The sequence below is a fragment of the Phaeodactylibacter luteus genome, assembly GCF_007993045.1.
In the GTDB taxonomy this organism is placed as follows: domain Bacteria; phylum Bacteroidota; class Bacteroidia; order Chitinophagales; family Saprospiraceae; genus Phaeodactylibacter; species Phaeodactylibacter luteus.
The window spans coordinates 44107-67846 of record NZ_VOOR01000020.1 but is presented as its reverse complement, the minus strand read 5'-3'; the positions used below and the strand labels follow the sequence as shown (position 1 = coordinate 67846).

18 protein-coding genes are annotated in these 23740 nt (G+C 55.1%); 13 read left to right on the top strand and 5 right to left on the bottom strand.

Features of this window, described 5'->3' with window-relative positions:
- Window positions 1-24 precede the first annotated feature (24 nt).
- Window positions 25-255, top strand: a complete 231-nt coding sequence (locus tag FRY97_RS11090; protein ID WP_147167595.1) for a hypothetical protein — start codon at window positions 25-27, stop codon at window positions 253-255.
- 50 nt (window positions 256-305) lie between these two features.
- Here the strand turns inward: FRY97_RS11090 and FRY97_RS11085 are convergent, their stop codons facing one another.
- Complete coding sequence (locus tag FRY97_RS11085) at window positions 306-1121, bottom strand: alpha/beta hydrolase (protein ID WP_147167594.1); 816 nt, start codon at window positions 1119-1121, stop codon at window positions 306-308.
- A gap of 99 nt (window positions 1122-1220) precedes the next feature.
- Here FRY97_RS11085 and FRY97_RS11080 point away from each other — a divergent pair, with 99 nt between their 5' ends.
- Complete coding sequence (locus tag FRY97_RS11080) at window positions 1221-1934, top strand: hypothetical protein (protein WP_147167593.1); 714 nt, start codon at window positions 1221-1223, stop codon at window positions 1932-1934.
- A gap of 1 nt (window position 1935) precedes the next feature.
- Here FRY97_RS11080 and FRY97_RS11075 read toward each other — a convergent pair whose 3' ends face one another.
- Window positions 1936-2730: an Fpg/Nei family DNA glycosylase gene (locus tag FRY97_RS11075; protein WP_147167592.1), complete on the bottom strand. Its 795-nt coding sequence runs from the start codon at window positions 2728-2730 to the stop codon at window positions 1936-1938.
- 88 nt (window positions 2731-2818) lie between these two features.
- On the opposite strand from FRY97_RS11075, the gene FRY97_RS11070 reads away from it, so the two are divergent.
- The 7 genes from FRY97_RS11070 to FRY97_RS11035 all read left to right on the top strand — a co-directional run bounded on the left by FRY97_RS11070 (window position 2819) and on the right by FRY97_RS11035 (window position 11417).
- Window positions 2819-3910: a trypsin-like peptidase domain-containing protein gene (locus FRY97_RS11070; RefSeq protein ID WP_170254600.1), complete on the top strand. Its 1092-nt coding sequence runs from the start codon at window positions 2819-2821 to the stop codon at window positions 3908-3910.
- 379 nt (window positions 3911-4289) lie between these two features.
- Window positions 4290-5342, top strand: a complete 1053-nt coding sequence (locus tag FRY97_RS11065; RefSeq protein ID WP_147167590.1) for a PorP/SprF family type IX secretion system membrane protein — start codon at window positions 4290-4292, stop codon at window positions 5340-5342.
- 328 nt (window positions 5343-5670) lie between these two features.
- Window positions 5671-6147: a bactofilin family protein gene (locus FRY97_RS11060; protein WP_147167589.1), complete on the top strand. Its 477-nt coding sequence runs from the start codon at window positions 5671-5673 to the stop codon at window positions 6145-6147.
- The gene (locus FRY97_RS11055) at window positions 6137-6388 is read left to right on the top strand and encodes an AtpZ/AtpI family protein (RefSeq protein ID WP_246141684.1); all 252 of its coding nucleotides are present in this window, start codon (window positions 6137-6139) and stop codon (window positions 6386-6388) included. The genes FRY97_RS11060 and FRY97_RS11055 overlap by 11 nt, the downstream gene beginning before the upstream one ends.
- A 49-nt stretch (window positions 6389-6437) precedes the next feature.
- On the top strand, window positions 6438-6827 hold the full coding sequence (locus tag FRY97_RS11050) for a hypothetical protein (protein WP_147167588.1): 390 nt from the start codon (window positions 6438-6440) through the stop codon (window positions 6825-6827).
- A gap of 10 nt (window positions 6828-6837) precedes the next feature.
- On the top strand, window positions 6838-7320 hold the full coding sequence (locus FRY97_RS11045) for a biotin/lipoyl-containing protein (RefSeq protein WP_147167587.1): 483 nt from the start codon (window positions 6838-6840) through the stop codon (window positions 7318-7320).
- Between the two features lie 314 nt (window positions 7321-7634).
- A complete protein-coding gene (locus FRY97_RS11035; RefSeq protein WP_147167585.1) occupies window positions 7635-11417 on the top strand; it encodes an AsmA-like C-terminal region-containing protein in 3783 nt (1260 codons plus the stop codon).
- Here the strand turns inward: FRY97_RS11035 and FRY97_RS11030 are convergent, their stop codons facing one another.
- Window positions 11418-13772 carry a CotH kinase family protein gene (locus tag FRY97_RS11030; RefSeq protein WP_147167584.1) on the bottom strand — a complete coding sequence of 785 codons (2355 nt, stop codon included), beginning with the start codon at window positions 13770-13772 and terminating at the stop codon, window positions 11418-11420. It abuts the gene before it with no gap.
- A 235-nt stretch (window positions 13773-14007) separates the two neighbouring features.
- Here FRY97_RS11030 and FRY97_RS11025 point away from each other — a divergent pair, with 235 nt between their 5' ends.
- Both FRY97_RS11025 and FRY97_RS11020 read left to right on the top strand, forming a co-directional pair.
- A complete protein-coding gene (locus FRY97_RS11025; RefSeq protein ID WP_147167583.1) occupies window positions 14008-14574 on the top strand; it encodes a 1-acyl-sn-glycerol-3-phosphate acyltransferase in 567 nt (188 codons plus the stop codon).
- A 127-nt stretch (window positions 14575-14701) separates the two neighbouring features.
- Window positions 14702-15541: a choice-of-anchor V domain-containing protein gene (locus FRY97_RS11020; RefSeq protein WP_147167582.1), complete on the top strand. Its 840-nt coding sequence runs from the start codon at window positions 14702-14704 to the stop codon at window positions 15539-15541.
- Window positions 15542-15740: 199 nt separating this feature from the next.
- Here the strand turns inward: FRY97_RS11020 and FRY97_RS11015 are convergent, their stop codons facing one another.
- Window positions 15741-18746: a glycoside hydrolase family 3 N-terminal domain-containing protein gene (locus FRY97_RS11015; RefSeq protein WP_147167581.1), complete on the bottom strand. Its 3006-nt coding sequence runs from the start codon at window positions 18744-18746 to the stop codon at window positions 15741-15743.
- Window positions 18747-18976: 230 nt separating this feature from the next.
- Window positions 18977-20944, bottom strand: a complete 1968-nt coding sequence (locus FRY97_RS11010; RefSeq protein WP_170254599.1) for a tetratricopeptide repeat protein — start codon at window positions 20942-20944, stop codon at window positions 18977-18979.
- A 170-nt stretch (window positions 20945-21114) separates the two neighbouring features.
- Here FRY97_RS11010 and tesB point away from each other — a divergent pair, with 170 nt between their 5' ends.
- Together tesB and FRY97_RS11000 are read left to right on the top strand one after the other, a co-directional pair.
- A complete protein-coding gene (gene tesB / locus FRY97_RS11005) occupies window positions 21115-21975 on the top strand; it encodes an acyl-CoA thioesterase II (protein WP_147167579.1) in 861 nt (286 codons plus the stop codon).
- Between the two features lie 361 nt (window positions 21976-22336).
- Window positions 22337-23659, top strand: coding sequence for a vanadium-dependent haloperoxidase (locus FRY97_RS11000; protein WP_246141682.1), 1323 nt, complete (start codon window positions 22337-22339; stop codon window positions 23657-23659).
- Window positions 23660-23740: the final 81 nt, after the last annotated feature.

The following is a 23740-nucleotide window of genomic DNA, read 5'->3' as shown; positions in this document are numbered from 1 at the left end:
TGCCCTATCTACAAAAATCAAGGCATGGACCTCAACGACTTGAAAGTAGCGCTCATTGCTCAGATTGTTGCGACGGAAGACCCCAACGTGCTTCACGCGCTGCGCTCGGTGCTGCAATTGAAAGCCCCGCCTGTGCTGCCGGCGGCTCCACCATCGGCTGGGCAATGGCTTGGCGAGCGGTCTGATGGCCATATCCCGCCTGGCGGTGACCTTGAGGACCTACAGCGGGAAATTGACGATTTGTTCAATGCCTGACAGCTGGCAGGAGGCTGTGCTGTGCGCTGCTGCGTCTGCTGTTGCAGGCTTCAGCTCCGGAAGTGCCGCTCCAGAAAGACCATGATGTATTGTAAAGACTCCCGCCAATATTCCCAATTGTGCCCGCCGGGCCGTTCAAGGTAAGTGTAAGGGATTTGCAAGCGGTCTAGCTCCTGCTTGGCCTGCCGGTTGACCTGCAGGAAGAAATCATCCTTCCCACAATCCAGCCAAAGTGCGACGGGCAGGCCGGGCCGGTAGCGGTAAAGCTGTCCCGCCACGCTGTTGTCCTGCCAATGTTGTGGGAAAGCCCATCTTGGGCCAAGCAGGCGGGGCAGTTCCCAGTTGTTGGGGAAGGGCCTGAGGTCTAGCCCCCCGCTCATGCTAAAGGCTGCCCCCCACAGATTGGGGTGGCGCAAGGCAAGGTGCCATGCGCCATGGCCGCCCATGCTAAGCCCTGCAATTGCCCTTTTTTCCCGTACGGCCAGTGTAGGGTAAAGGCTGTCGATAGCGGGCAGCAGTTCTTCCGAAAAGTAAGTTTCATATTGCATAGTGTCTAGCATGGGGCTATCGAGGTACCAGCCGAAGGCCCCTCCGTCAGGGCATACGATGCGGATCTGTTGCGCTTCTGCATAGCTGAGGATTTCCGGGGCCCGCTCCAGCCAGTTGGTGTAGTTGCCTGTTGCGCCATGTAGCAGGAAAAGGGTAGGGCAGGGGGCTCCTCCTGCCGGGCTGATGACTAGAGCAGGCACGGTACGCTTCAGGGCTCTGCTTTGCAGGTAAAGCGTATCTACAGAGGCAGGCTGTGCGAGGGCCGCCCATGCAACGCCCGCAAGTAGGGATAAAGTGAAAAGCCGGCGGGTTTTCATAGGGTATGTTTTTTCAGGCAGACTGTTAAAAAAGCGGATTGGGATAGGGGGCTTGCGTTAGTTTGTTGTAATGTAATTTAATCACCCAACCCAAGATACATGATCCGGACATCCTTTTTCACAGTGGCATTCCTGTTTTTCTTGACTCAAGCAGGCTTGGCACAATCCTCCCTGAGCATTGCCCTGCAGCGCCTGCCGGGGCTAAGCTTTTCCGAAACTTTCAGCAATGGCGGGCTGCTTTCTACTACGGTTGAGATTTACGAGATTGGCTATCCTGCCTACGGGCTTAGCCTATCATTTATCAGCGAGCCAGATGCACAAGGCTGGTACTGGGGAGCAGGCATCGCAGCCATAGGGGCTGGGCGTTACAACACCAGTCAGCGCATTAGTTTTTCGGGCTTGGAGACGGTCCGGCAAGAGGGCGAATGGAAAAGGGCGTCGGCAACTTTTCAGATGGAAGCCGGGCTGGCCGCTGATTTCACGGCTGACGGCCGCTTGCAGGGGTTTGCAGGGGCGATGCTGCAGCCCTCCTTCTCGTACCGCTCTTTCAACCCGCTCAATGTAAGCGGGGTGCCATATCAAGGGTGGATGTTCAGGACAGGGCTGGGAGCCTTAGGGCGGCTGCGCTATCAATTGGCCGGGCGCTGTTCGCTTGAAGCGAGCCTTGGCCTGGCCATGATCAACATACTATGGGAAAACCATAAGCTGGAATCGGCTGCAGCCATAGAAGGGGCGTTCGAGACCAGGACCTTCGGGCTGCAAGTCTCCCCTCGGATGGCGGGCGGCAGCCTTGGCCTGGCCATCAGCCTGTAGCTCATTCCAAGAATGCCTGGCACTGTGGGCAATAGTACGTGGTCCGCCCGGCTACTTTGTCTTGTTCTAGCGAGGAAAGGCATTTAGGGCATAGGCCGTCTGGCACCCTGTGGTTCCAAAGCCAAGATTCGGGATAGGCGCTATATTCTGCATTGAGGGCGACCGCCTGCCGCAGAATGTCCTGCATGTTGTGGAACAGCGCCTTGAGCTTTTCGAGGGGCAAAGCGCTGATGCGGGAAGCAGGGTGGATGCCTTGCTGCCAACATACTTCATCCACGTAGAGATTGCCCATGCCGGCCAGGTATTTCTGGTTGAGCAGGAACCCTTTCAGGGTGCTCTTTCTGTTTTGAGCGAGTGCCAAAAATTGGCTTTCGGAAATGAGCAGGGCGTCTTCGCCGAGGTTTTTGCGGGCTATGAAACCATCAAGGCTGGGCACGTAATGAATACGGGCAAACTTCCGGGGGCAGTCGAAGCCAAGGCGGTAGCCATTTTCAAAAACAAAGGCGAACCGTTCGTGCTTGGGCTGCTCCGCTATCGCATCGTAATAGCGGAAACGGCCGCTCATGCCAAAGTGGAACAAAACGTAGTGCCCATTGTCGAGCGCTGCGAAGAAGTATTTCCCCCGGCGGTAGCTGCTAACGAATTGCCGCCCCCTGAGTTTTGTAGCAAAATCAGCTGGTGCGATTTCCTTTAGGATATAGCTGGGGTCGATGAGGTCTACTTTGGCAATGCGCTGCTGCAGGGCGCACTGCTCAAAGTGGAGCTGTTTGGCATTGACTTCTGGCAGTTCTGGCATGGCAGGAAGCTTTGTTTAGGAAAAGGCAACTGCAAACCGGGGGCAAATGTTCTGATTTCGTACCTTCATGCTGCGCAAGAATCCATCTATGAATGCCATTTTAGATCAAATCCGGGAGGTTGTCATTCAAATTGCCACTCCTTATAGTACGGGCACGGGCTTTTACTTGAAGGAGGCAGGCGTTGTTGTGACCAACAACCACATCGTGCACGATAACCGGGAGGCGGTGGTGCAAGGGGAGAAACTGCCCCGGCAGCTGTCCAGGGTAGTCTATGCCGACCCCAAGTTCGACCTTGCCTTTTTGGAGGTGAGCGGTACGGAAGGGCTTCCTGCACTTGATATTTTTGGCGCCGGGGCTTTGCACGAAGGGGAGACGGTCGTTTCTATAGGGCACCCTTTTGGGCTGCAGTTTTCTGTTACGCAAGGTGTCATTTCAAGTACTAACCGGGAAGTAGAGGGGGTACGTTACATACAGCACGATGCGGCCCTCAACCCCGGCAACAGCGGTGGGCCTCTTATCAATACCAAAGGGCAGGTGATCGGAGTGAATACGCTGAGCATGGAGCAGAGCGACAATATCGGTTTCTCCCTGCCTGCCGTCTATCTGCAGCAAGCGCTGTCTGAGTTTCAGGCTGCCGCGCCCGGTGTGAAGGTCCGTTGCGAGTCTTGTAGCAACGTAGTGGCTGAACAACAAGTGCCGGATGGCAAGTACTGCCCTCATTGTGGGGCCAGGGTATACCTGCCTTCTCACGCAGAAATGTACGAGCCTGTAGGCATAGCCGAGCGCATTGAGGAGCTCCTGAGGGCTATCGGGCAGGAGGTGCCGCTGTCTAGGCGTGGGCCCAACAATTGGGAGATACAGGAGGGCAGCGCACGGATTGCCATCACTTATCATGAGGATACCGGGCTGATCATGGGCGATGCCTATTTGTGCACGCTGCCCACGGAGCAGATCAAGCCGATCTACGAATTTTTGCTGAGGCAAAATTTTGAAATTGAGGGGCTTTCTTTCAGCATCAAAGACCAAGACATCGTCCTCTCCCTCCTCATCTTCGACCGCTACCTTAATCTCGATACCGGCATGAAGCTGTTCCGCCACCTTTTTGAACGGGCAGATTACTATGACAACATCTTAGTGGAGCAGTATGGCGCTCTTTGGCGGGCAGAGGACATAGCATGACAAAATACAACTACCGGGATGCTCGTTAATTCGGTATTCCTGCAGCAGCACCGCTAATCTTGTCTGTCAACAGGCTTTAACAGAAAAAATGCCCGGCATTTGCTTAACATTCGCTATTATTGTGACTTGTTTCGTAGGTGGCAGCGCTACGGGCTTCCGTGCCTGAGGCTACGGGCAAAAATCATACAAAATCAATGCAGCATAAAAGGCGCTCCTCGGCAGCCGGCTGTATTGCTCACGCAAGCTAACTATCTCTGTGCTTTCCCTCAGCAATGGGCTCTGGCACAAAATCAAACCCTAAAGAAGACTGCCACAGCCTTAAGCATCACGAAAAAACCACTTTGGACTCATTGAAAGCTTTTTACAAATAACCGCCTGTATGAAAAATTTCAAGTCGATTATTATCACTTGTCTGTTAGCATTGGGAGCGATTTCCGTTGGTGCGCAGGACATCCACTTCTCTCAGTTCTATCTTTCCCCCCTCAACCTCAACCCAGCCATGACGGGGGTCATGAACTGTAACATCCGCATGGTAGCCAACTACCGGAATCAGTGGGCCAGCGTACTCCGCTCTAATGCTTACAATACTTATTCCTTTTCGTATGACCAACGCATCCCCGTAGGCCGCTACGATTATTTTGGCATCGGGGGTACTTTTTGGGGCGATGAGGCCGGAGAAGCGAACTTCTCTACGCTCACCGGCAAGCTTTCTGCTTCTTATTCCAAGCGCATGGGCGGTTATCGCAAACAGGCTAATTACCTGGTGGTCGGAGCTGAGGCAGGCGTGGCTCAGCGCAGTATCGACTTCCTGAAGCTCCGTTGGGGCTTGCAGCACGATGGTGAGGGCGGCTTCGATGGCACCCTGCCTTCTGGCGAGGAAAATGTATTTGACCGCGACAACTTTATCTTTGCCGATCTGGCTGCAGGGCTGCTTTGGTTCATGGTGTTCGACGAGAATAATAGCCTCTACTTTGGCGGCGCTTTCCACCACCTCAACCGCTCCAATCAGTCCTTCAACTCCGATGATGAAGACCTGCTCTACAGCCGGTTCACTTTCCACGCGGGGGGCGAATTCATGATGGGCCGCCGCTTCGGCCTTGTACCGGGCGTGATTGTAATGTCTCAGGGGCCTTCTTTCCAAGTCAATGCAGGTACGAGCTTCAAATTCCTGCTCGGCAATGGCCGCTCCAACCAAGCCTTTCAGTTTGGCCTCTGGACTCGGGTGTCTAATAAAATTGAGTCAGGTGTGCTGAACGACGCGGCCATCCTGTCTACCCGGTTTGACTACGAAAACTTTAGCCTCGGCTTTAGCTACGATATCAATGTTTCTCCACTGCGTACGGCAAGCAACGCCAATGGCGGGTTCGAATTCGCACTGGCTTATAAGATCTGCGGCATGGAGCGACGCGGGGTTTACTGCCCTAATTTCTAGGCGGGAACCCGCCTAACTATAGAAAAGACCCTGCAGCCTGAGGCGCCTTGCCCTGCCTGCAGGGTCTTTTCGTTTGTGCTGGAAGTTGGCAAATCGATGACAAAGTGGTAATTTTCAGCCGAAATCAATCCCTTAGACTAAATAGGGTTGACTTGTCTGGGGGCTACACGGCCGAAATGAGGCCTGCTAGGCCGCTCCGTGCTGCTTTGAGGCATCCCGCGTTTTAGCCGAATGCCTGGAAAAGCTTGGGCGCAATCGGAAACAGCTCGTTCCCCCCCGCCCCTCGCAAGTATCAACGCTAATCAACAACTATTAAAACAGCAGGACTATGTTTGGAGGTAATAACAAAAAGGAAAGCACAGCCAAGAGCAATGGCTCAACTTCTGTGTCTAGCGGCCTGAACAGCCTGGTGAAAGGCACTGTGGTGGAAGGTACGGTCAAGTCCGAAAGCGATATCCGGGTAGATGGCACCATCAAGGGCACCTTGCATTGCGATGCCAAAGTGATCATCGGACCTACAGGCTATGTAGAAGGGGAAATCCGTTGCCAGAATGCTGTAGTGGAGGGGAAGTTCGAAGGAAGCATACAAGTGGCAGAGCTGCTGAACATCCGCGAGTCCGCTTCCGTGAGCGGTGAAGTATCTACCGAAAAGCTGATTGTACAGTCCGGAGCTACTTTCAATGTGACTTGCTCTATGGGGGGTGGCATTACTTCCTCCAAAAACGGAAGTAAAGCTAGCGCACAAGACAAAAGCACAGTAGACAGTAATAGCGCGAAATCAAACAAAGCGGCCAGTGCCCGATAAAAACAGCGGCAAGCGGAAAGGGCCCCGGGGGAAAGTCGATGCCTATCTGAAGTATTCTGGCATGGCTTTCCAAATGGGAGCCATTATTTTGCTAGGCACTTTGGGCGGGCAAAAATTAGATACCTATTTTCAGACCGAACGCCCTTACCTGACGGTACTGCTGGCCCTCCTTTCCATTTTTGCAGCGCTATATGTTACTTTAAAGGACTTGCTCTTCGGAGGGCAAAATGGTGAAGATTGACCTTCCGCCCCCTCTTCCCCGGCATGCCTACCGATAATACGTCAGCCTCATGAATGTACGCACCTTTCTCATTCAGTTAGCTCTGGTTTCAGCCGCTTCAGCAGGCTTGGTTTTCTGGATGAATTCCTGGCCCCGTTTTGCCAGCCATGCTGTAGTGGGGTGGGCCAGCCTTGGGGTCTTTGTGCTCATCAGCCTTGGGATGTATTACGCCGGGCGCAAAGCCGCAGTCAGCGAAAATAAACACGATTTCACTAATGTCGCTCTTGGGGTCACGGTAGGTAAACTCTTCTTTGCAATTGGCTTTATCCTGGGTTATAACTATCTTGCTCAGCCTGATGACCGACAGTTCATCATCCCCTTTTTTAGCGTTTACCTGATTTATACGATCTTCGAAACCTACGTGATGATGAAATTGGGGCAAACCGATCAAAACAAGTAAAGCTGCTTCCATGGTAAATGAAAAAACCTACCGGGCAACGGTAAATGATGCTTATACCTTCGAAGGGATTACCGGAGAACTGGACATTATCCCTACTTCAGAGGGCCGTTTCCACATCATTCAGGGGCATAAGTCCTACAATGCAGAAATCCTGACGGCAGATTTCAACGCCAAATCCTTTGAGCTGAAAATCAATGGCGTCGTTTACCATGTGGTGCTGGAAGATGAGTACGACCAACTGGTCAAGCAGCTCGGCTTAAGCGTTGTCTCTCAGCAAGTGGTCAAAGATATCCACGCACCAATGCCAGGCTTGGTGCTCGAAGTGAGCACGCAAGCAGGTGCAGAAGTCGCTGAGGGGACGCCTCTGCTGATTTTGGAGGCGATGAAAATGGAAAACGTCATCAAGAGTATGGGCGATGGCGTGGTCAAGGCTATCCATGTCAGCAAAGGCCAGGCTGTAGAAAAGGGGCAGCTGCTGTTGGAGATGGAGTGAAAAAGCGCTGAACAGGGGAAGAGGGCGCAAATCAGATTGGCGTTTTTTTTGCCCTGCACAATGTGATGGGGCCTGCCCCTGCCGCAAGGGCAGGTGCCGCTATGCTCCGGGGCTCGCTGCCCGCTCGGCCCCTCGCCCTGCAGGCGTCGGGTCTGGCCTTCGGCCACCCCTGCGCAGCGCTAGGCCAATGCCAGGATATAAAGCCTCAAAAGCATAAACACCTGCGGTATTTTGGTTCACGCTCGGGGAAGGCACTGTGCTGATTAGCACATATCGGCGCTGGCAAGCGTTATAAGGGATAAAGCAATAAGGCTATGCCAAGCCCCCACACCTTAAAAACGATAACCTATTACATACTGGCTTTTCTGGGCAGTAGCGTAGTTATGCTGTTGTTGGCGACCGGGGCAGTCTATTATGTAGCCGTCTCCAATCAGGGGCGCGTACCTGAGTTAGCCGCAGAGTGGTCCCGCAATGAGCTTGGGGTAGAACTCTCCTTTTCTGATTACCGATTTGAATACTTCGACCACTTTCCTTTCCTTTCCCTTTCCCTCCGCAACTTAGTCCTCACAGGCCCTGATCCTGCAGCCCACCGTCGGGAGCTATTGCGCATCAAAGAGGCTGATCTGGTACTAAAGCCTTCCCGCCTCCTTTATGGAGAGCTAGGCTTGCGTTCTCTTTGGCTGGACGATACCCGCATACTGATTTTCAAATCAGGAGATGGGGCCTCAAATATTGGTTTCCTTAAAAGGGTGGGGGGCAATGCCCACTTAGATACGGCTATGGTACGGGAGCTGGGCGGGCTCCGCCGGCTTCACATCAACGGGTTATACTTTGATTATCAGGATTCGCTCCGGTATAAGTTCCATCGTTTTGAAATCCGGGATGGCAGATTGTCGTTTGCGGCCCGCAAGGATACGCTTGAGGTGGGGCTCGATGGGGAGAGCTATATTCATGGCCTTACCTTCCGGCCTGCTCAGGGGGCCTATGCAGAAGGGGCAGCAGCCCGATTGGATTTACGGTTCAGTTTAACGGCAGGGCAAGGGGCAATAGCCCTCCTGCCTGGCGCGCAATTGAAGATTGGCCCGGACACCATTCGTGTTGCTGGGGTGTTGAGCAGGGAATGCCTACAGCTAGAGCTTTCCACTGAGGGCATTAACCAAGAGCGGGGCGAAAAGATAGTTGCACCGGGCATACGGGACGCGCTGAGCGGAATATCGGTAGAGGGGTCCTTGGCTGTCCGCGTCCATGTAAATGGAGAGGTCGTGCCGGGCAGCCCCGTCCCGGTATCGGTATCGGTCTCAGGCTATCCGCTTTCGGTACGTTTGGCAGAGGAACAGCTTACCGGAGTAGGGCTTCGAGCAGGCTTTATCAACAATCACCTCAGCCACATTATCACGCCAGAGACCGGACGGTTGCGTATCGAAGTGGATACGGCCCTATGGCGGTCCCGTTACCCTTTTGCGCTGGTTTATGAGCAAGCCAATCTACAGCAGCCTATTGCCCGGGTAACGGGTGGATTGCAATGGCCGGCCAGCAGCCTGCAGCCTTTCTTAAACCAAGCTGGCTGGGCGCTAGACAAAGGGCGGTTAACAGCAGCCTTTTCAGTGAGGGGCCCTATGCAGTCGCTAGCTGGTTCAAGCCCAGACTGGGGAGCGCTGCAATGGGAAGGCAAAGGGCGGGTAGAAGGTGTGAGCGCCCGTCAGGTTGCTAGCGGGGCTGTGTGGGAAAAGCTTTCCGGGCAATGGGCCCTTACGGGAAAGGCACTGCGTTTTTCCGGTGGTACATTTGAGTTTGGGGGGGGAGCGTATTCGGTTGGCTTGCGTGCCCTGCTCGGAGAAGGGAAACTGAACTTGCATGCCGATGTAGAAGCCCCGCCCTTTCAGTTGGAGCCTTGGCTGGCACTGGTGCAAGATTCAGCAGTTTCGCAGCCATTGCCATGGGATGAGGTGACGGCAACTTTACAGGTACAGGCGCCTAGAGCAGCCTTTCAGCGGCTTGCTGCGGATGGGGTAACGTTGCGGGCCTCCTTGTCTAAACGAAAGGGGGAGGGTTGGCAGGCCAATATCTCATCCATGCAGGGGGTAGCTTTTGGGCACATCCCTTTTCAGGCGCAGGCTGGTATCAGCAGCGCCCCAACAGGGAGCAAACAGCTTGCCCTAGCGGTCAAGTCGCACATACCGCTTACTGCATTACAGCCCTTGGTGCCTTCTTCCCAGCTGTTGCTGCGCGCCGGCGAGGCAAGTGCCGGCTTTTCCTACAATGGAGACTTGTCGGGCTATGCCGGGCTGTCTGCCAAAGTGCTGGTAGGCCTGCTCAAAGGGCAGGTGCGGTTGCACAATGCAGCTTGGAGCGTACCAACTGCAAAGCTGGACTTCGATACGGTATCAGGAGGGCTGTTTTGGGAACAAGGCCGATTGTATTGGGATTCCCTTTCGGTGGTGCTCAATGGCAACCAGGCAACGTTGGCTGGGCAATCGGAAGGGGTTGTCCCTTTTTTGCTGGGCCAAAGGCGCGAAAGCGTTATTGTGGATATGACTTTGGATAGCCGGGGCATCGACCTGAACCGGTTTTCTTTTCCCGGGCGGTGGGCGGATGTGGAAGCGCCAGGCAGCAACCCAGTTAGGAGGGCTATCCGAGCGCTGTTGCCTCGGCTGGAAGCCCGTTTGGAAGCCCGTTCCGACTCGCTGCGCTTTCGTGCTGCACGCTTTGATGAAGTGTACTGGAAAGGGGCCCTCACTCCCGAAGAGCCTTTTGCCCGTGTGGATACCTTGAGCGCAAAGGTTTTTGGTGGTGCACCCATACAGGCGAAAGCAGTTTTTTCCAATCCTTCAGACCCTATGCTTGCTGCGGAGGCAGAGGTCGCCTTCCCAGTACGCGAGCTCAGCCGTATGTTCTCTCCAAGCCAGCTGCGGTTTGATACGGGCACTGTACAGCTGCGGTTCCGCTATTCTGGCCAGCCTCATCGGCATGTAGATGCCAAAAATGCACTGCTTAACGCAAAGGTCAGTGGCACCGGCAAAATCAAAGGGGCAGGCTTTACTTTCGTGCCCAGGGGCTATGCCTTCCGTAAAGTGGATGCGGCTTTTGCCTTCAATGGCAATGACCTGCACTTTGATGGCATCGGCCTCAGTTTGAACGGCAACAGCTTGCAGGGCCACGGCGTGATCTGTGATTTCCTGCCCTTTATCTTTCTGCCACAGCATCGCCTTCGGGCTAGTTTGGACGTGCACGCCGGCCACTTCGACCTGGGCCGCTTCCGGGCTCCCGAAAAATTTAGGGAGGAGGCCACAGGGGGGGCAGCAGAACAGCCCACGGTCATTACCCGCCTGATCAATGCTGGCTTGTCTTCCGCAGAAGCTGATTTTAGCCTTTCCATTGATACCCTGAGCTACCGCAATTTCCAGGCTTTGGATGTGGAGGGGGCTGTCGGGTTGGGCCAAGGCCGTTTTTGGATGGAGGGCGTCCGTATGGGGCTGGCTGGCGGCCGTTTTGAACTGGCAGGAGAAGTGGATGGGATAGACGCCAACCGGCCAGCGATTGACATTCAAGCCCGGCTGGCTGATACCGATATCCGCAGTGCGTTTCATGCGTTCGATAATTTCGGCCAGCGTGCCATCCGCAGCAATAATTTGGAAGGCCAGCTTACGGCTGATGTACAGTTCCGTGCGCGTGCCAATGCCAACTACGACCTGTTGCCAGAGGACATGCAGGGGTACATGAAGCTGAGCGTGGAGAACGGTGCTTTGATCGGGCTGCCAGCGCTCGACAGTCTGCGCAGCCTGTTGTTCAGCCGCAGCAACCTCGGGCGCGTAGAATTTGGGCGGTTAGAAGGTGCATTTGTCCTCAATGGGCAGCTTCTTCATATTGGCCAGCTGCCTGTCCGGGCCTCCCTTTTGTCCTTTACTGTTGGAGGCCAGTACGATATGGGAGAGCAGGGGCGGACCAACCTGCTTTTCGAAGTCCCCCTTTCCAACTTGTTCAACCGGGAAAAATGGGGGGGCTCACGTCTTGGCGGGCCAGATATCCTCCTTCGCGCCCGTGATCGCGAAGACCGCGAAGGGCTGCATTTCAAGTGGGTCATCAGCCGGAAAGAATGATCAAAGGATGCCTCTGAACCTCAGTGCGAGCATCAGCCCACACAGCAGCAGCACTCCTCCTGCAAGGCCAAGCTGTACCCACCTTGCCTGCTCTGCACGTACCGTGCTTTCTACATAATAAGGATTGGCACTGTTTGGGGTGCCCTTTCCGGGGCGGAAAGCCCAGTTTTCCGGATCTGCGTTGTTGAGGTCAGGCAGTAGTAAGCTCAGGGTAAAGGCGGAATCTACCGGTGGGGCCCAGTAGCTGATGCTGTCGACCATAGCCCCGTCGCTGGCGTAAAGCGCAATAGATTCGTGCCGCTTGTTTAACCCAAACTTCATCCCGCCCAGCAAGTTGTACACTCCGGGGTGCACTTGCCGCAGCCGTGCGGCGTCTTCAGTGATGACTAGGTATTCTCTGGGTTTTAGCAAGATTTTTGGGAGGTGCAGCTCGTTCTGTTTGCAGTCGCTGATAGACCAGCCAGAGAGGTCGACAACCTCAGAGGAGCCATTGTAAAGCTCAAGCCAGTCTCCTGCTTCTCCGCTTTTGGGCGATACCTCATTGATGACCAATTGGCTCTCGAGCGGGTGCTGATAAGGTTCAAATACAGCATAAGCTTCCGTATGCTTTTGCTTCAGCTGCAGCTGAAGCTCCCGGGCCAGGCTGTCAGGCACGCCCCTACCTTCCCAGTGAGAGAACCGGAAGCCATTGTAGGCAACGGCTTTGAGCGTGACCGGGTAACGCTCAAAATAGGTGCCGGTGAGGGTGTCTTGGGAAATGTGTACATGGCTGTTCAGCACCACCTGCCCGCCCCGGCCCGCTCCTGCCGAAAGCAGCCTTTGTGGGCCGGTTTGGAAATGCTCCATCAGGTGCATGCGCATATAGCGTGGGCGCTCCTCGGCAAAAGTGTGCATACGGCTGATGTGGTGTTCCCAAGTAGCGGCGCGGAGTTTCCAGCGGTCGAAGTGACGGGGGATTTCTGGCTTGAGCCGGTGGTAAAAGGTATTGATGCGCTCATGTACCCGCTTGGGTTCAAAGGAAGTGGCGAGGTGGTCGGAAAACCGGTTGACGAACCGGGCCCGGAAGCCCTCGTTCTCCAGTAGCTTCCGCAAAATAAAAGTGCTCCACGGCGGATTGGGCCAGGAAGGCCCGTCTGCTGCAGTATGAAAAGCCAGGCTGTTGTTCTGATAGGCGTTGGGGTCGTGCAGCCCAAAGCCCCAGTCGGTATCATACAGGATCCACCTCCATCTGCCATTGGGCGTTTGTGGGCGCCAATACCGGATATTGCCCCCCGCATCCTGATTGTCGATATAAATCTGCGCAATCTGATAGTTCAGGAAGTTGTCTATATCCATGAGGGTGTTGAGGTAGGCAAAGTTCTCGGCTATGCTCAGGTCATTCTGTTCCAAAAAAGAGATCATCCTTCGGTAATGAGCAGCACTGCCATATTTGACGGTAAAACGGTGCTCCATCAGGTCTATGCTGTCATTCTCTACCCCTTTGAAGTGGCTGTCGATAAAGTACCGGTTAATTTTTTCCCGGATGTTGTAGATGCCCCAGTACTCGCCATTGATGTACACATGCGACGGCCGGTAGTCTTGCGTTTCAATATCCCACTCCTCTGTCAGGCTGGCAATCAATGCATCGCGGAAATGGCTCTTGCCAAAGTCGCTCCCTCCATTCCTCAAGACCAGGAACTTGAACTTCTTTTCGCCCTGCTCCCCAAATATTTCATGCTTGATCCGGTGGTCGCCGTAGCGGTCCCGGGCTATCAGTGCGATGGACTTTTGGGGGAACAGCCGGCTCATGCCGCCGAACAAGCGGAAGCCGGATTCGCTGCGGTAGGTGCATAGCCCGCTAGGCTCAAAGATTTCTACATTAGCTGCCACCTCCCGCTTGCTCCAAAAGTTGGCGCCGGGCTTTTTCCAGTAGCTGTCGTCAGATTCGGGGCCGGCTACGAATAGCCCGTGGAAGGGGTCGAACAAGGTGGGCGGGTCGATGCCGATAGAAACTACCGGGAAGTTGGTTTCGGGCTCTCCGATAAAGTAGGTATGGCTCCATCGCTCTTCGCCCCGCTCATCGGGGTAAGCAGCCAGGAAGCGGATAATGCGGGTTGCTGTAAGCGTAAACGGGTTGGTGTATTTGTTGCTCTGACGAGTAGGGGTGCTGCCATCAAGTGTATAGTAGAGCTGCCCTCCAGGGCATTGGGCTTCAATTGTGACCGGCCCTGTGGGGTAAAAACCGCCGGGTGGGGAAACGATGAGCTCGGCTGGTGGTGGTACAGCAAAGCTGTCTGCTTTCTCGCTGACAGGCTGTGCACTTAGGCAGGCTGAACAAAGCAGGAGCGCAATGATGTGTGCGGCAGTTTTTCTCAAGGTGTCTGGTGTTCGTAGCTTTCAGGAATCGGTTCATGGGCAGGCACTTCAGCAGTGCAGCTCCGCAAAATACGCAAATTATCAGGGCCTGGCAATGTTGAATCCGAGTACAGTGCTCCGGCCTTCTGGCCGGTTGAATGGCCGGATATTGCTGCAGGGCGATCTGTTAGGCGCCAAATGCTGGTGGTTATACGCAAATGGCAGTATATTGTTTCGGTCATAAAGCAAAGGTGAAATGAAAAGAGGACAACAGCTGAGCCGCTACCTGCTGCAAAGGTTGGGCTGGCGAATAGAGCAGGAGGTACAGGTGCTGCCGCAAAAGTACGTCCTCATTGCAGCCCCCCATACCTCCAACTGGGATTTTGTGATTGGCATATTAGCGCGCTCTGCCCTTGGGCTTTCCATCAATTTTGTAGGCAAAGACAGCCTATTCCGTGGCCCGTGGGGCATCCTCTTCCGTAGGCTGGGGGGGCACCCGGTCGACCGCTCCCGTAGCTCTCGTTATGTGGATGGGGTAGTCCGCCTGTTTGAGCAGCACGAACATTTTGCCCTCTGTATTGCTCCGGAAGGGACCCGGAAGCGGGTGGAACGGCTAAGGACAGGCTTTTACTATATGGCGCTTGGCGCAAAGGTGCCCATTTTTATGGCTGCTTTTGATTGGGGGCACAAAGTGATCCGCATCAGCCCCCCTTTTTGGCCTACCGGCGATTGGGAGCAGGACCGTGAGGTGGTAGAAGCCTTTTTTCGGGGGGTGCCGGGTTTCCACCCTGAGCTGGGCTACGGCTATCCGGTCAATGCTTAAACCATTCCCGCCTCTTCTTGTCTAATTCACGGCAAAACCGAAGTTATGCCAAGGGCAATCAACCCTGCGTTGGAATGCTCACGTATATTACCGTCGTGAACCCCCATTTTGTTACCCAATTCAGACTATGAAATTCAAGATCCTTTACATCTGCATGGCACTGTCAGGTGCCGCTTTCCTCTTTATGAACAACAGCTCTGGTGCTGCGGAAGTGCAAGGGCAGGACCGTACAGGCTCGCCTTTCAGTAATGCAACCTGCCAAGCCTGCCACAGTGCAGGTGCTTTTTCTCCGTCTCTGGATTTGGAAATCCTGGATGGCGGAACGCCCGTCACGAGCTATGAGCCAGGGCAGGTCTACACCATGCGCCTGACGGTCAATGCAACAGGCAGCCCTTCGAGCTATGGCTATCAGGCTGTGGCCTTGGCAGGGGGCGATAATATGCAGGCTGGCACTTTTCAGAACCCTGGCTCTGGGCAGCAGATTACCATGCTGGGCGGCAGGCAGTATCCGGAGCAAAGTCAGCGCATTGCTACGAATACTTTTGAGATGGAATGGGTAGCCCCGGCTGCAGGTACTGGAGAGGTACGCTTCTTTAGCTCGGCTGTGGCGGCCAATAGTGCCGCAGGATCGGGCGGAGATGGGGCTGCCACGCTAGATAGCCCAGTTGTGCTCAGTGAGATGAGCCCAAACAGCACTTCGGGCATTGCCGCTTTGCAGGGCGAGATCCGGTTGTTCCCCAACCCCGCCCAAGATGTAGCCCAGTTGTCTTTGGCGCAGGCCGAGAACGGTAGGTATCAAATCGATATCCTTTCGCTCAATGGGCAGGTGGTGCAAAGCAGCAATCTTCAGGTGGATGGGGGGCAAGCTACAGCTGCCCTCGATGTGCAGCGATTGGCAGTTGGGGCATACCGGGTCCGTGTCAGCCACAAGGGCAAAGTGAAAGCGCTGCCGTTGATCAAGTACTAAGCGTACGTTTGGGGCTCGCCCTTGTTGTAAATCAGTGCTTTATGAGCCTGGCTTCTTCGCTGAGTTTTTATTTGGCCCGCTAAACTTAAATTCAGTGACCTCGCCAGGGCCCTGCTGGCCGTGCAGGTACAGTGGGCGGGCATAAACCCTTGGTTTTTATAACGGAACCGCTCCAGGCAAGCGCTAAGCCAGCCTGATATCAGGGCGCTCCAATGGGCACAAGTGCAGAAGGTTGCGCTTGTGCCCATGCGTTTTTATGCGGAGAGGCCAGCATGGCCGTCTGCTGTTCGTATTGTGCGATCGACTCGTAGATCACGGAGAGGATCCGGCGGCGGGTGCCCAATTTGTTGAGCTTGAAGTTGCTCATATCCGGGTAGGTCCGGTTGGAAAGGAACACAAATACCAAATTCTGCTCGGGGTCGGCCCAAGTACAGGTGCCCGTAAAGCCGGTGTGGCCGAAAGTGCCATTGGCCGCTTCTGGCGGAAGGTTCATCCACCTGCTGTGGTCGAGCTGTTTCATGTCAAAGCCTATCCCTCTTCTTGTGCTTTTGGGGTGGCGCGAGGTGAACTGCCTGATGGTCTCTGCAGCTAAGAGCTGTTCGCCGCCATAGCTGCCGCCGTTCAGCAGCATTTGCATGAGCACGGCCAGGTCTTTTGCGTTTGAAAATAAGCCGGCGTGGCCGCTGACGCCACCGAGCATGGCTGCGCCCATATCATGGACATACCCGCGCACAGCTTGCAAGCGGAAGTAATCGTCTATTTCTGTGGGCGGTATGCGGTCTGCAAAACCGCGGAGCATAGGGTTAAACCCTGCGGATTCCAAATTGAGCGGCTGGTAGAAATGGCCCTTGACAAACTGGTCCAAAGGCTGCCCGCTCAGCCGTTCTACCAAGTCGGCAATCAGGTAAAAGCCGAGGTCGCTGTATTTGTACCGTGGCCGCTCGTCTACAGGGGAGTCGTAAATTTCTTGGAAAATAGCCATGCGGAAATCATCCTTGAGAAAAAGCTGTGGGGCTACAGCTGTGGAAAACCCGGGCTCAGCTGCTGCCCGGTACAACGTTTTATCCCGGACCATCCGCTTCCCATTGCGGGCAACGGTACGCTGGTAAAAGGGGATCCAATCTTTGAGCCCTGCCCGGTGCGCCATGATATCGCGAAGGGTGAGGGCAGCTTTGTTGGTGCCCGCCAATTGGGGCAGATAGTTGGCAAGGGGCGCGTCAAGGTCGGCCAGCCCTTGCTCGGCCAGCTTCATCACGGCCAAGGTGGAGGCAGCAATTTTAGTGATGCTGGCCAGGTCATAAACATCATCCTCCTGCACGCGCTGTTCTTTGGCATAAGTGTGGTAGCCGTAAGCCTTTTTTAAAACGATTTTCTCATCCTTGGCCACCAAGACCACACAGCCCGGTGTTGCCCTTTCTGCAATGGCTTCTTCTACAATCCCATCAATTTCAGCCAAGGTCGCAGCATCCATGCCGGCTTCCTGAGGAGGTGCAAAGCCAAACCTGCCAATCGGGCGGGTGATCACGCCGTCCCCAAAACGGCTGATGGGTGAAGCAGTGACCGGCAGGCGCCCCCGGAAGGCACGAGCGCCAAAGAGGCCTTCTGCAGCGAGCGCCTGCATGTCCTCTTCCTCTTCATAAGCTTCCAGTACCCAAGGGATATCATCGAAGTATTGCAGGCTGTAAGGGTTGCCGAATACGGTGAGTACGACTTTGGTCTGCTCATTGAGCACCCGGAGGAACTCCCGGGCATTGCCGCTGATGCCAAATTGCTGCTCTGCAGATTTGTTCATGTTGTGCAGCCCAACGATAACAACGTCAGCTTGGCTCAGCTCCCGCATCAGCTTGCGCTGTTGGTCGAGCGGGAGGGAAGCCGGTGCCTGGAAGGTGGGCATTTGCCGGTATTCGAGCAGGCGCTGTTGAAAGGGGCTGGCTGTGCTCCTGCCTATATCCAAGGCGGCCATTTTTGTAGCGCTCAAGTCCTGAAAAGGGATCAGCCCTTCCGGGTTCCGGACAAGGGTGAGGGCATTGGCGAGGAGCTCCCGCTTCAGTTGGTAGGCATCGTCGGTGTGCAGCTGCTCGTGCAGCTCATCGGTGGAGAGGGGCTCAAACTGGGTGACCCCGAGCTCGTACTTGGCCCGCAGCACTTTTTTGATGCTATGCTCTAGCTGCTCCCAGCTCAGGCGGCCATCAGCTAAGTACTTGCGAATTTCTGAGAAGGCTGCTTCCATGTCTTCGGGCAGGAGCAAAACGTCATTGCCTGCAACCAAGGCTTCTGCCTCCACCTGTCCGCTTTCGAAGTGTTTGGTGACGCCCTTCATCTCCAGCGCATCAGTAAAAATAAGCCCGTCGTACTCCAGCCCCTCTTTGAGCAGACGGGTGACCGTGCCGTAAGATAGGGTGGTAGGCCGGTTTTCACGGGCATCGAGGGTTGGCACATTGAGGTGGGCGACCATCATGCTGCCAATGCCGCGTTTGGCAAGCTCCCGGAAAGGGAAGAGCTCAATGCTATCGAGGCGGTCTAGCCCATGATTGATGACCGGGAGGTCATAGTGGGAGTCGACATTGGTGTCGCCGTGGCCGGGGAAGTGCTTGGCACAGGCCATTACTCCGTGGTCTTGCATGCCTTGGGCGTAGCGCCAGCTTTTTGCTGTTACATTCAGGCGGTCTTCGCCGAAAGAGCGGTTGTTGATAACGGGGTTGGCGGGGTTGTTGTTGACATCCGCAACCGGTGCAAAGTTGACGTGGATGCCGGCAACTTTCATTTGGCGGGCAATTTCTGCCCCCATATCATAAATGAGGCGGTTGTCCTGAATAGCCCCTAAAGTGAGCTGCTTGGGGAAGCTCATCGTAGTGGCTTTCATGCGCATGCCCAGGCCCCATTCTCCGTCTATCGCCATCATGAGGGGCACCGGGCTGGCCATGGCCTGGTACTCATTAATGAGTTGGACCTGTGCCTTGGGCGTGCCTTGGAAAAAGCACAGCCCGCCTACTTTGTACTTTTCAATTTGTGCTTTCACATCGGCCACATGCGCAGGGCCCTTGTCGGAGTGGGCGCGGATCATGAAAAGCTGCCCGAGCCGTTCTTGTTCGGAAAGCGTAGCGTACAGAGAGTCTGCCCAAATATGTGCAGGCGACTGCCCGTGCAAGGTGGTGCAGAGCGCAAGTAGGGCCAGGGAGAGGTAGAGCGTTGTCGGTTTCTTCATGTGATGCTAGGTCTGTTTCAAAAAAGGATAAGCTTGTCGCAAAAAAGGCAATTCAAAGCTGGCAGGCGGGGGCAAGCTGCCGGGGGGCAAGGCTTACCCTCTAATTTCTCAAATTATGCGGTGTAATTAACGGAAACGGCAAAAAAAATCCGGTACACCTTAAAAAAGTGTGCGCGCACACAGATTGGTTCAAGCGGATGGCAAGCTCAATCTTGGCTCAGAGAAGAAGGCTATTGGCCACGGTTGTTAAGGAAATCGGGGTCGATTTGCAGAGCCTTCTGCCGGTACGCTTCACCTCGGGCAGCATCGCCAAGATTGTAGTAAGCAGTGCCCAAATCGAACCACGCACTAGCGTTTTCCGGGGCGAGCTCGGTGGCCCGGGAAAAGTATTGCACCGCCAATTCGGACTGTCCTTTGATGCCGTGCGCTACCCCAAGGAGGCGGACAACTTCGTAGGTGCCGGGGATCAGCTTATCTGCTTCTTTCAGGTAATCGATCGCCTGATCGATCTGCCCCAGTTTTTCCCCGTAATATTTCCCTGCGTCCTTATAGGTGATACCTAGGTTTTGCTGAGCATCCCGGTAGTTGGGGTCGATAGACAAAGCTTGTTGGTAGTTGGCGATAGAAGGCTCGTACTCCTGCAAATAGTTGTAGGCGTTGCCGAGCAGGAGGTAGGCATTTTTGTAGTTGGGGTGTATGCTGATGGCTTTCTGCAGGTGCCCGATGGCTTCCCGGAGCATACGCGTTTTTTGTTCAGGCGCAGCTACTTCTACCGAACGGGTGATGAGCTCGCCCCCAACGGCATTGCGCAGCTTGGCGCTGTTTGGGGAGTGTTTTACATCGGTGGTGAAGAGGGTGTAATTGTCAGCCCAGACCGGGTTCCGTGCTATTGTCCGGGCTCCGAACATTAGGCTGGCCAGTGCAATTGCCCCAAGGGCGGTGCGGGTTTTAGCGAAAGCAGGGGCTTTGCCCTTGCCTGTATTTCGGCTGGCCAGCCGGTAGCCTAAAATGGCTAAAGCCAGGCAGAAGCCAGCGGAGGGCATGAAGAGCAGGCGCTCAGCCAGGTGGGTGCCTACTGGGAAAAACAGGTTGGACACAATAGCTAAGGTGACCAAGTAGAACAAGATGGCGAAGCTCATGGGCGCTTTGCGGGGGAGCTTGAGCAAGGCATAGCTGCCCAGCGCCAGATAGGCCAAAAGGCTGAGCAGGGCGGCCGGGTCGGCAAAGGTCATGACGCCGACTTGCCGGGGGTAGTAATCGTGGGTCAGGGTGATGGGCAGCACCAGCAGCTGCAGGTATTTGCCAAGGGAGTAGATGACGGTGGCCAACCACTCGTGAGCCGTGAAGGGCAGATAGGCACCGCCTGCTACTTTCACAAACGGGTTGTTCATCATCTCCATGGGGGGCTCGCCCAGCCCAAAGCCCAGTACGCTGAACCTGATAAAGAGGAATGCAACAGCTGGCAGCAGCAGTACTGCTGAGTTGGCAGCGATCTGCCCAGCCCGGGCTGTGGTGAAAAAATAGTACGCAAGCGGCGTGATGAAAAGGAACATGATGGCATTCTCTTTAGACATCAGCGCGATGAAGAAGAGGAGGGCTGCCGCAATATGAAGCACTGGCTTTTTTTCGCGGTAAGCGCGCAGGGAGCAGTACAAAGCGGCGAGGCTGCCCAGCATTGCTAAAATTTCATCCCGCCCTTTGATATTGGCCACCACCTCTGTATGAATGGGGTGGGCGGCAAACAGCATAGCCGTTGCCAAAGCGATGAAGTAGGCTTTTACTCTGCTGTTCTCCGGGCGGAACAGCTGCAGGGCGAGCAGGTAAAGCATAACGGTTGTCAGCCCATAGTACAAGGTATTGAACAAGTGCCCTACTGCTGGGCTGCTGCCGAAAAATGCGCGCTCGATGGTGAACAGAATGAGGGTGAACGGGCGGTAGCGCCCTCCGGCAACAAGGGCCGCCTTGCCTTCTTCTTTGAAGAACCCAAAGAAAGTATCCTTGCTCAGAATGCCGCTTATGCCGCTGAGCCCTTCCTGTACAAACATATTATCATAAATCACGATAGCGTCATCTAGGGCGAAGCCGTGCCCAAGGGTGTTGGCATACAGGATAAAGCTGAAGGCGAACAAGGCGAGGGCATGGAGCTTGGGCTGTACGAACCACTTGGGGTAGCCTTTTGGCGGGGTAGTTGCTGGCATTTGGGTTTTCTTCTTGCTTTGGCTCATGGTATGGCAGGTATCGGTTTTATTCGCTGAGCCAAAATAGAGATTTTTTTCCTTGGTGCCACCATAGAAGCCTACAAGGGCTGCCCGTGCTTGCACAAGCGTGCAGTAGGCTGTACATTTGGGCTTTCATCCTAATTTATGCTATGAATGATATACAGGCACTTTTGTCGCTCCTGGACTTGGAGCCCATAGAAGAGAACTTGTTCAGGGGGCAGAGCCGCAGTGTGGGCAGCGGGCGGGTTTTTGGCGGGCAAGTGCTGGCACAGGCCTTGCAGTCGGCTATGCGTACTGTGCCGGAAGACCGGGTTGTACATTCGTTGCATGCTTATTTTATACTGCCCGGTGATGTGGCCCATCCCATTATTTTTGAGGTAGACCGCATCCGGGATGGGGGTAGTTTTACGACCCGCCGGGTGAAAGCGATACAGAAAGGCCGGGCCATTTTCAATATGTCGGCCTCCTTTCAAAAGGAGCAGGTGGGCTTCGACCATCAGCTGAGCATGCCCAATGTGAAGCCGCCAGAAGGACTGATGAGCTGGGATGAGCTGGTAGCGCAATACGGAGGGCAGCTGCCCGAGGGGATCCGCCGTTTTTTGGAAGTTTCCCATCCGATCGAGTTCCGGCCGGTAGAGCGGGTCCACCCTATGCTGAGCGGCAAGCAGCAGCCGTTGCGCCACGTTTGGATGCGGTCGAAAGGAGAAATGCCGCCCGCCCGCCGCGCCCATCAGGCGGTCCTGGCTTATGCCTCCGATTACAATTTGCTGACTACCGCTTTGTTGCCTCACGGCGATCTGGCTGCACAGACACAGGTGCAGCTGGCAAGCTTGGACCATGCCATGTGGTTCCACCGCCCATTCCGGGCCGACGAGTGGCTACTGTATGCTATAGATAGCCCGAGCGCGTCTAATGCGCGAGGGTTTACGAGGGGCAGTATCTTCAACCAACAAGGGCAGCTTGTGGCCTCTGTGGTGCAGGAAGGCTTGATCCGCCCGGTGGGGGCATAGGCCGAAATGCTATAGAGAGTTAGGCTTTACTAGCTTTGTGATGGCATTGGACTAGCGCTGCGGAGGGGTGTGAAGCCCGTTAGGGCCGAGCGAAGAGCGAGCCCCGCAGCATAGCGGCGCCTGCCGTCAGGCAGGGGAAGGCCCCAAACGACAATCTGTTCTGTACCGCCGGGAGGGATGGCCATTTCTAAGCGGCTGCTTTGGGCCCGGAGCCATCTGTAGGGGCGGAGCGGAGCCGTTCAGCCAAGTTTGAAATCTCTGTTTTCCAGTTGGCGTGGGCTGTATGGCCTGCTTGAACAATTTGCGCATTGGTTTGCTATTAAGTTGCGCTCCCTTCCTATCGCTTAAAATCAAGACCCAAATGGCAACAGCTTGCATTAAATCGACCTGGTTTGCACTATTGTTGGCTACCGTTTTTATGGCTGGGAGTGGGGCTGCCCAGCCTGCTTATCTTTATAAGCCGTTCTTGTTCGATTGCCCTGCTGATTTTGAGCCAGCGGATGAAGCGGAGCTGGCCAAAGGCTTAGCGGAGGTGGCAAGGGCGCAGTCGGGCATGCAAGCGACGGATACGCTATGGGCGGCTTATTGGAACAATGCTTATCCTTCCTATCGCTGGCACCAGGCTTTGATGGCTGCCGGCAGGTTGCATAAGGGGCATAAAAATGGGGGGCGGGTTGCCATTTTGCACTTGGCCGTTTATGATGCCTTGACCGTGGTGGAAAAGCTGAAAGCAGTTTACCAGGTGCCGCCGCCATGTGTGCAAAGCCCGGCTATAGGGTGCCTCGGCCTTGTAGGGGAGGGCTCTTCCTTTATCTGCGCGTACAGTGCCGCCGCAAGTGCGGCACATGCCATCATCAACTATTACTTCCCAGAGCAGCAAGAAGCCACAGATTCGTTGTTGGCTGCTTTCCGCAAAGCTAGGCTACAGTCGGGGCTGCAGCTGCCATCAGATATAGAGCGTGGGCTTTACATCGGCAGGGAGGTGGCACGGCAGTACGTGGCTTACGCCAAGAATGACCGTACGGACAAAAAATGGGCAGGGCAGGTGCCTCGTTCAGACGGCTTGTGGCTGGGCGAGCCGGGCCCTTGGGACCCTATGAAGGCGCAGTGGCGGCCCCTTACCCTTGAACGGCCGGATCAGTTCAGGCCAGCGCCGCCGCCTACAGATTGGAGCGCAGACATGGAGGAGCTCCGGCAGTTCAACCAAGCCCATGCTTACAGTGATATTGCGTGGAAGTGGAAGTCGCAGCCAATATGGGACGATCTGATAGAGCGCAAAATCATGGCCTATGGGCTGAGGGCAATAGAGGCCGCTTTTGCCAACGCCGTTTTCCATACGGCTCGTTTTGATGCCATTATTGCAGCCTGGGACGGCAAGTACCACTATTGGGGGATACGCCCTTTTCAGTACGACCCCACTTTCAAGCCTATTTTGGTGCAGACGCCCAATTTTCCGGGCTACCCGGCTGGGCATACAACGGTAGCAGGCTCCCTGGCAGCAGTGCTTTCTTACCTTTTTCCATTGGACCAGGCTGAGTTCTATGCGCTTGCCGAGGAGTGCTCCGAGTCCAGGTTTGAAGGTGGCGTACATTTCCGTACCGATAATGAGGTAGGCCTAAGGGTAGGCGCGCAGGTAGGCACGCAAGTCATCCAAGCCTTTGAGCGCAAGAAGAGAACACCCTGATTGATGGTTGCGGCCGGGCCGAAAATGAGGAACGGTTGTGCCGTTAGGGGGCACAACCGTTCTCTACTGCATTAAGCGTTT

Excerpts from the sequence above, each read along its gene's own strand:
- FRY97_RS11000 (WP_246141682.1), top strand. The coding sequence starts at position 22,337 with ATGGCAACAGCTTGCATTAAATCGACCTGGTTTGCACTATTGTTGGCT.
- FRY97_RS11015 (WP_147167581.1), bottom strand. The coding sequence starts at position 18,746 with ATGAAGAAACCGACAACGCTCTACCTCTCCCTGGCCCTACTTGCGCTC.
- FRY97_RS11080 (WP_147167593.1), top strand. The coding sequence starts at position 1,221 with ATGATCCGGACATCCTTTTTCACAGTGGCATTCCTGTTTTTCTTGACT.
- FRY97_RS11050 (WP_147167588.1), top strand. The coding sequence starts at position 6,438 with ATGAATGTACGCACCTTTCTCATTCAGTTAGCTCTGGTTTCAGCCGCT.
- FRY97_RS11070 (WP_170254600.1), top strand. The coding sequence starts at position 2,819 with ATGAATGCCATTTTAGATCAAATCCGGGAGGTTGTCATTCAAATTGCC.
- tesB (WP_147167579.1), top strand. The coding sequence starts at position 21,115 with ATGAATGATATACAGGCACTTTTGTCGCTCCTGGACTTGGAGCCCATA.
- FRY97_RS11025 (WP_147167583.1), top strand. The coding sequence starts at position 14,008 with ATGAAAAGAGGACAACAGCTGAGCCGCTACCTGCTGCAAAGGTTGGGC.
- FRY97_RS11075 (WP_147167592.1), bottom strand. The coding sequence starts at position 2,730 with ATGCCAGAACTGCCAGAAGTCAATGCCAAACAGCTCCACTTTGAGCAG.
- FRY97_RS11090 (WP_147167595.1), top strand. The coding sequence starts at position 25 with ATGGACCTCAACGACTTGAAAGTAGCGCTCATTGCTCAGATTGTTGCG.
- FRY97_RS11065 (WP_147167590.1), top strand. The coding sequence starts at position 4,290 with ATGAAAAATTTCAAGTCGATTATTATCACTTGTCTGTTAGCATTGGGA.
- FRY97_RS11035 (WP_147167585.1), top strand. The coding sequence starts at position 7,635 with ATGCCAAGCCCCCACACCTTAAAAACGATAACCTATTACATACTGGCT.
- FRY97_RS11010 (WP_170254599.1), bottom strand. The coding sequence starts at position 20,944 with ATGCCAGCAACTACCCCGCCAAAAGGCTACCCCAAGTGGTTCGTACAG.
- FRY97_RS11020 (WP_147167582.1), top strand. The coding sequence starts at position 14,702 with ATGAAATTCAAGATCCTTTACATCTGCATGGCACTGTCAGGTGCCGCT.
- FRY97_RS11060 (WP_147167589.1), top strand. The coding sequence starts at position 5,671 with ATGTTTGGAGGTAATAACAAAAAGGAAAGCACAGCCAAGAGCAATGGC.
- FRY97_RS11045 (WP_147167587.1), top strand. The coding sequence starts at position 6,838 with ATGGTAAATGAAAAAACCTACCGGGCAACGGTAAATGATGCTTATACC.
- FRY97_RS11085 (WP_147167594.1), bottom strand. The coding sequence starts at position 1,121 with ATGAAAACCCGCCGGCTTTTCACTTTATCCCTACTTGCGGGCGTTGCA.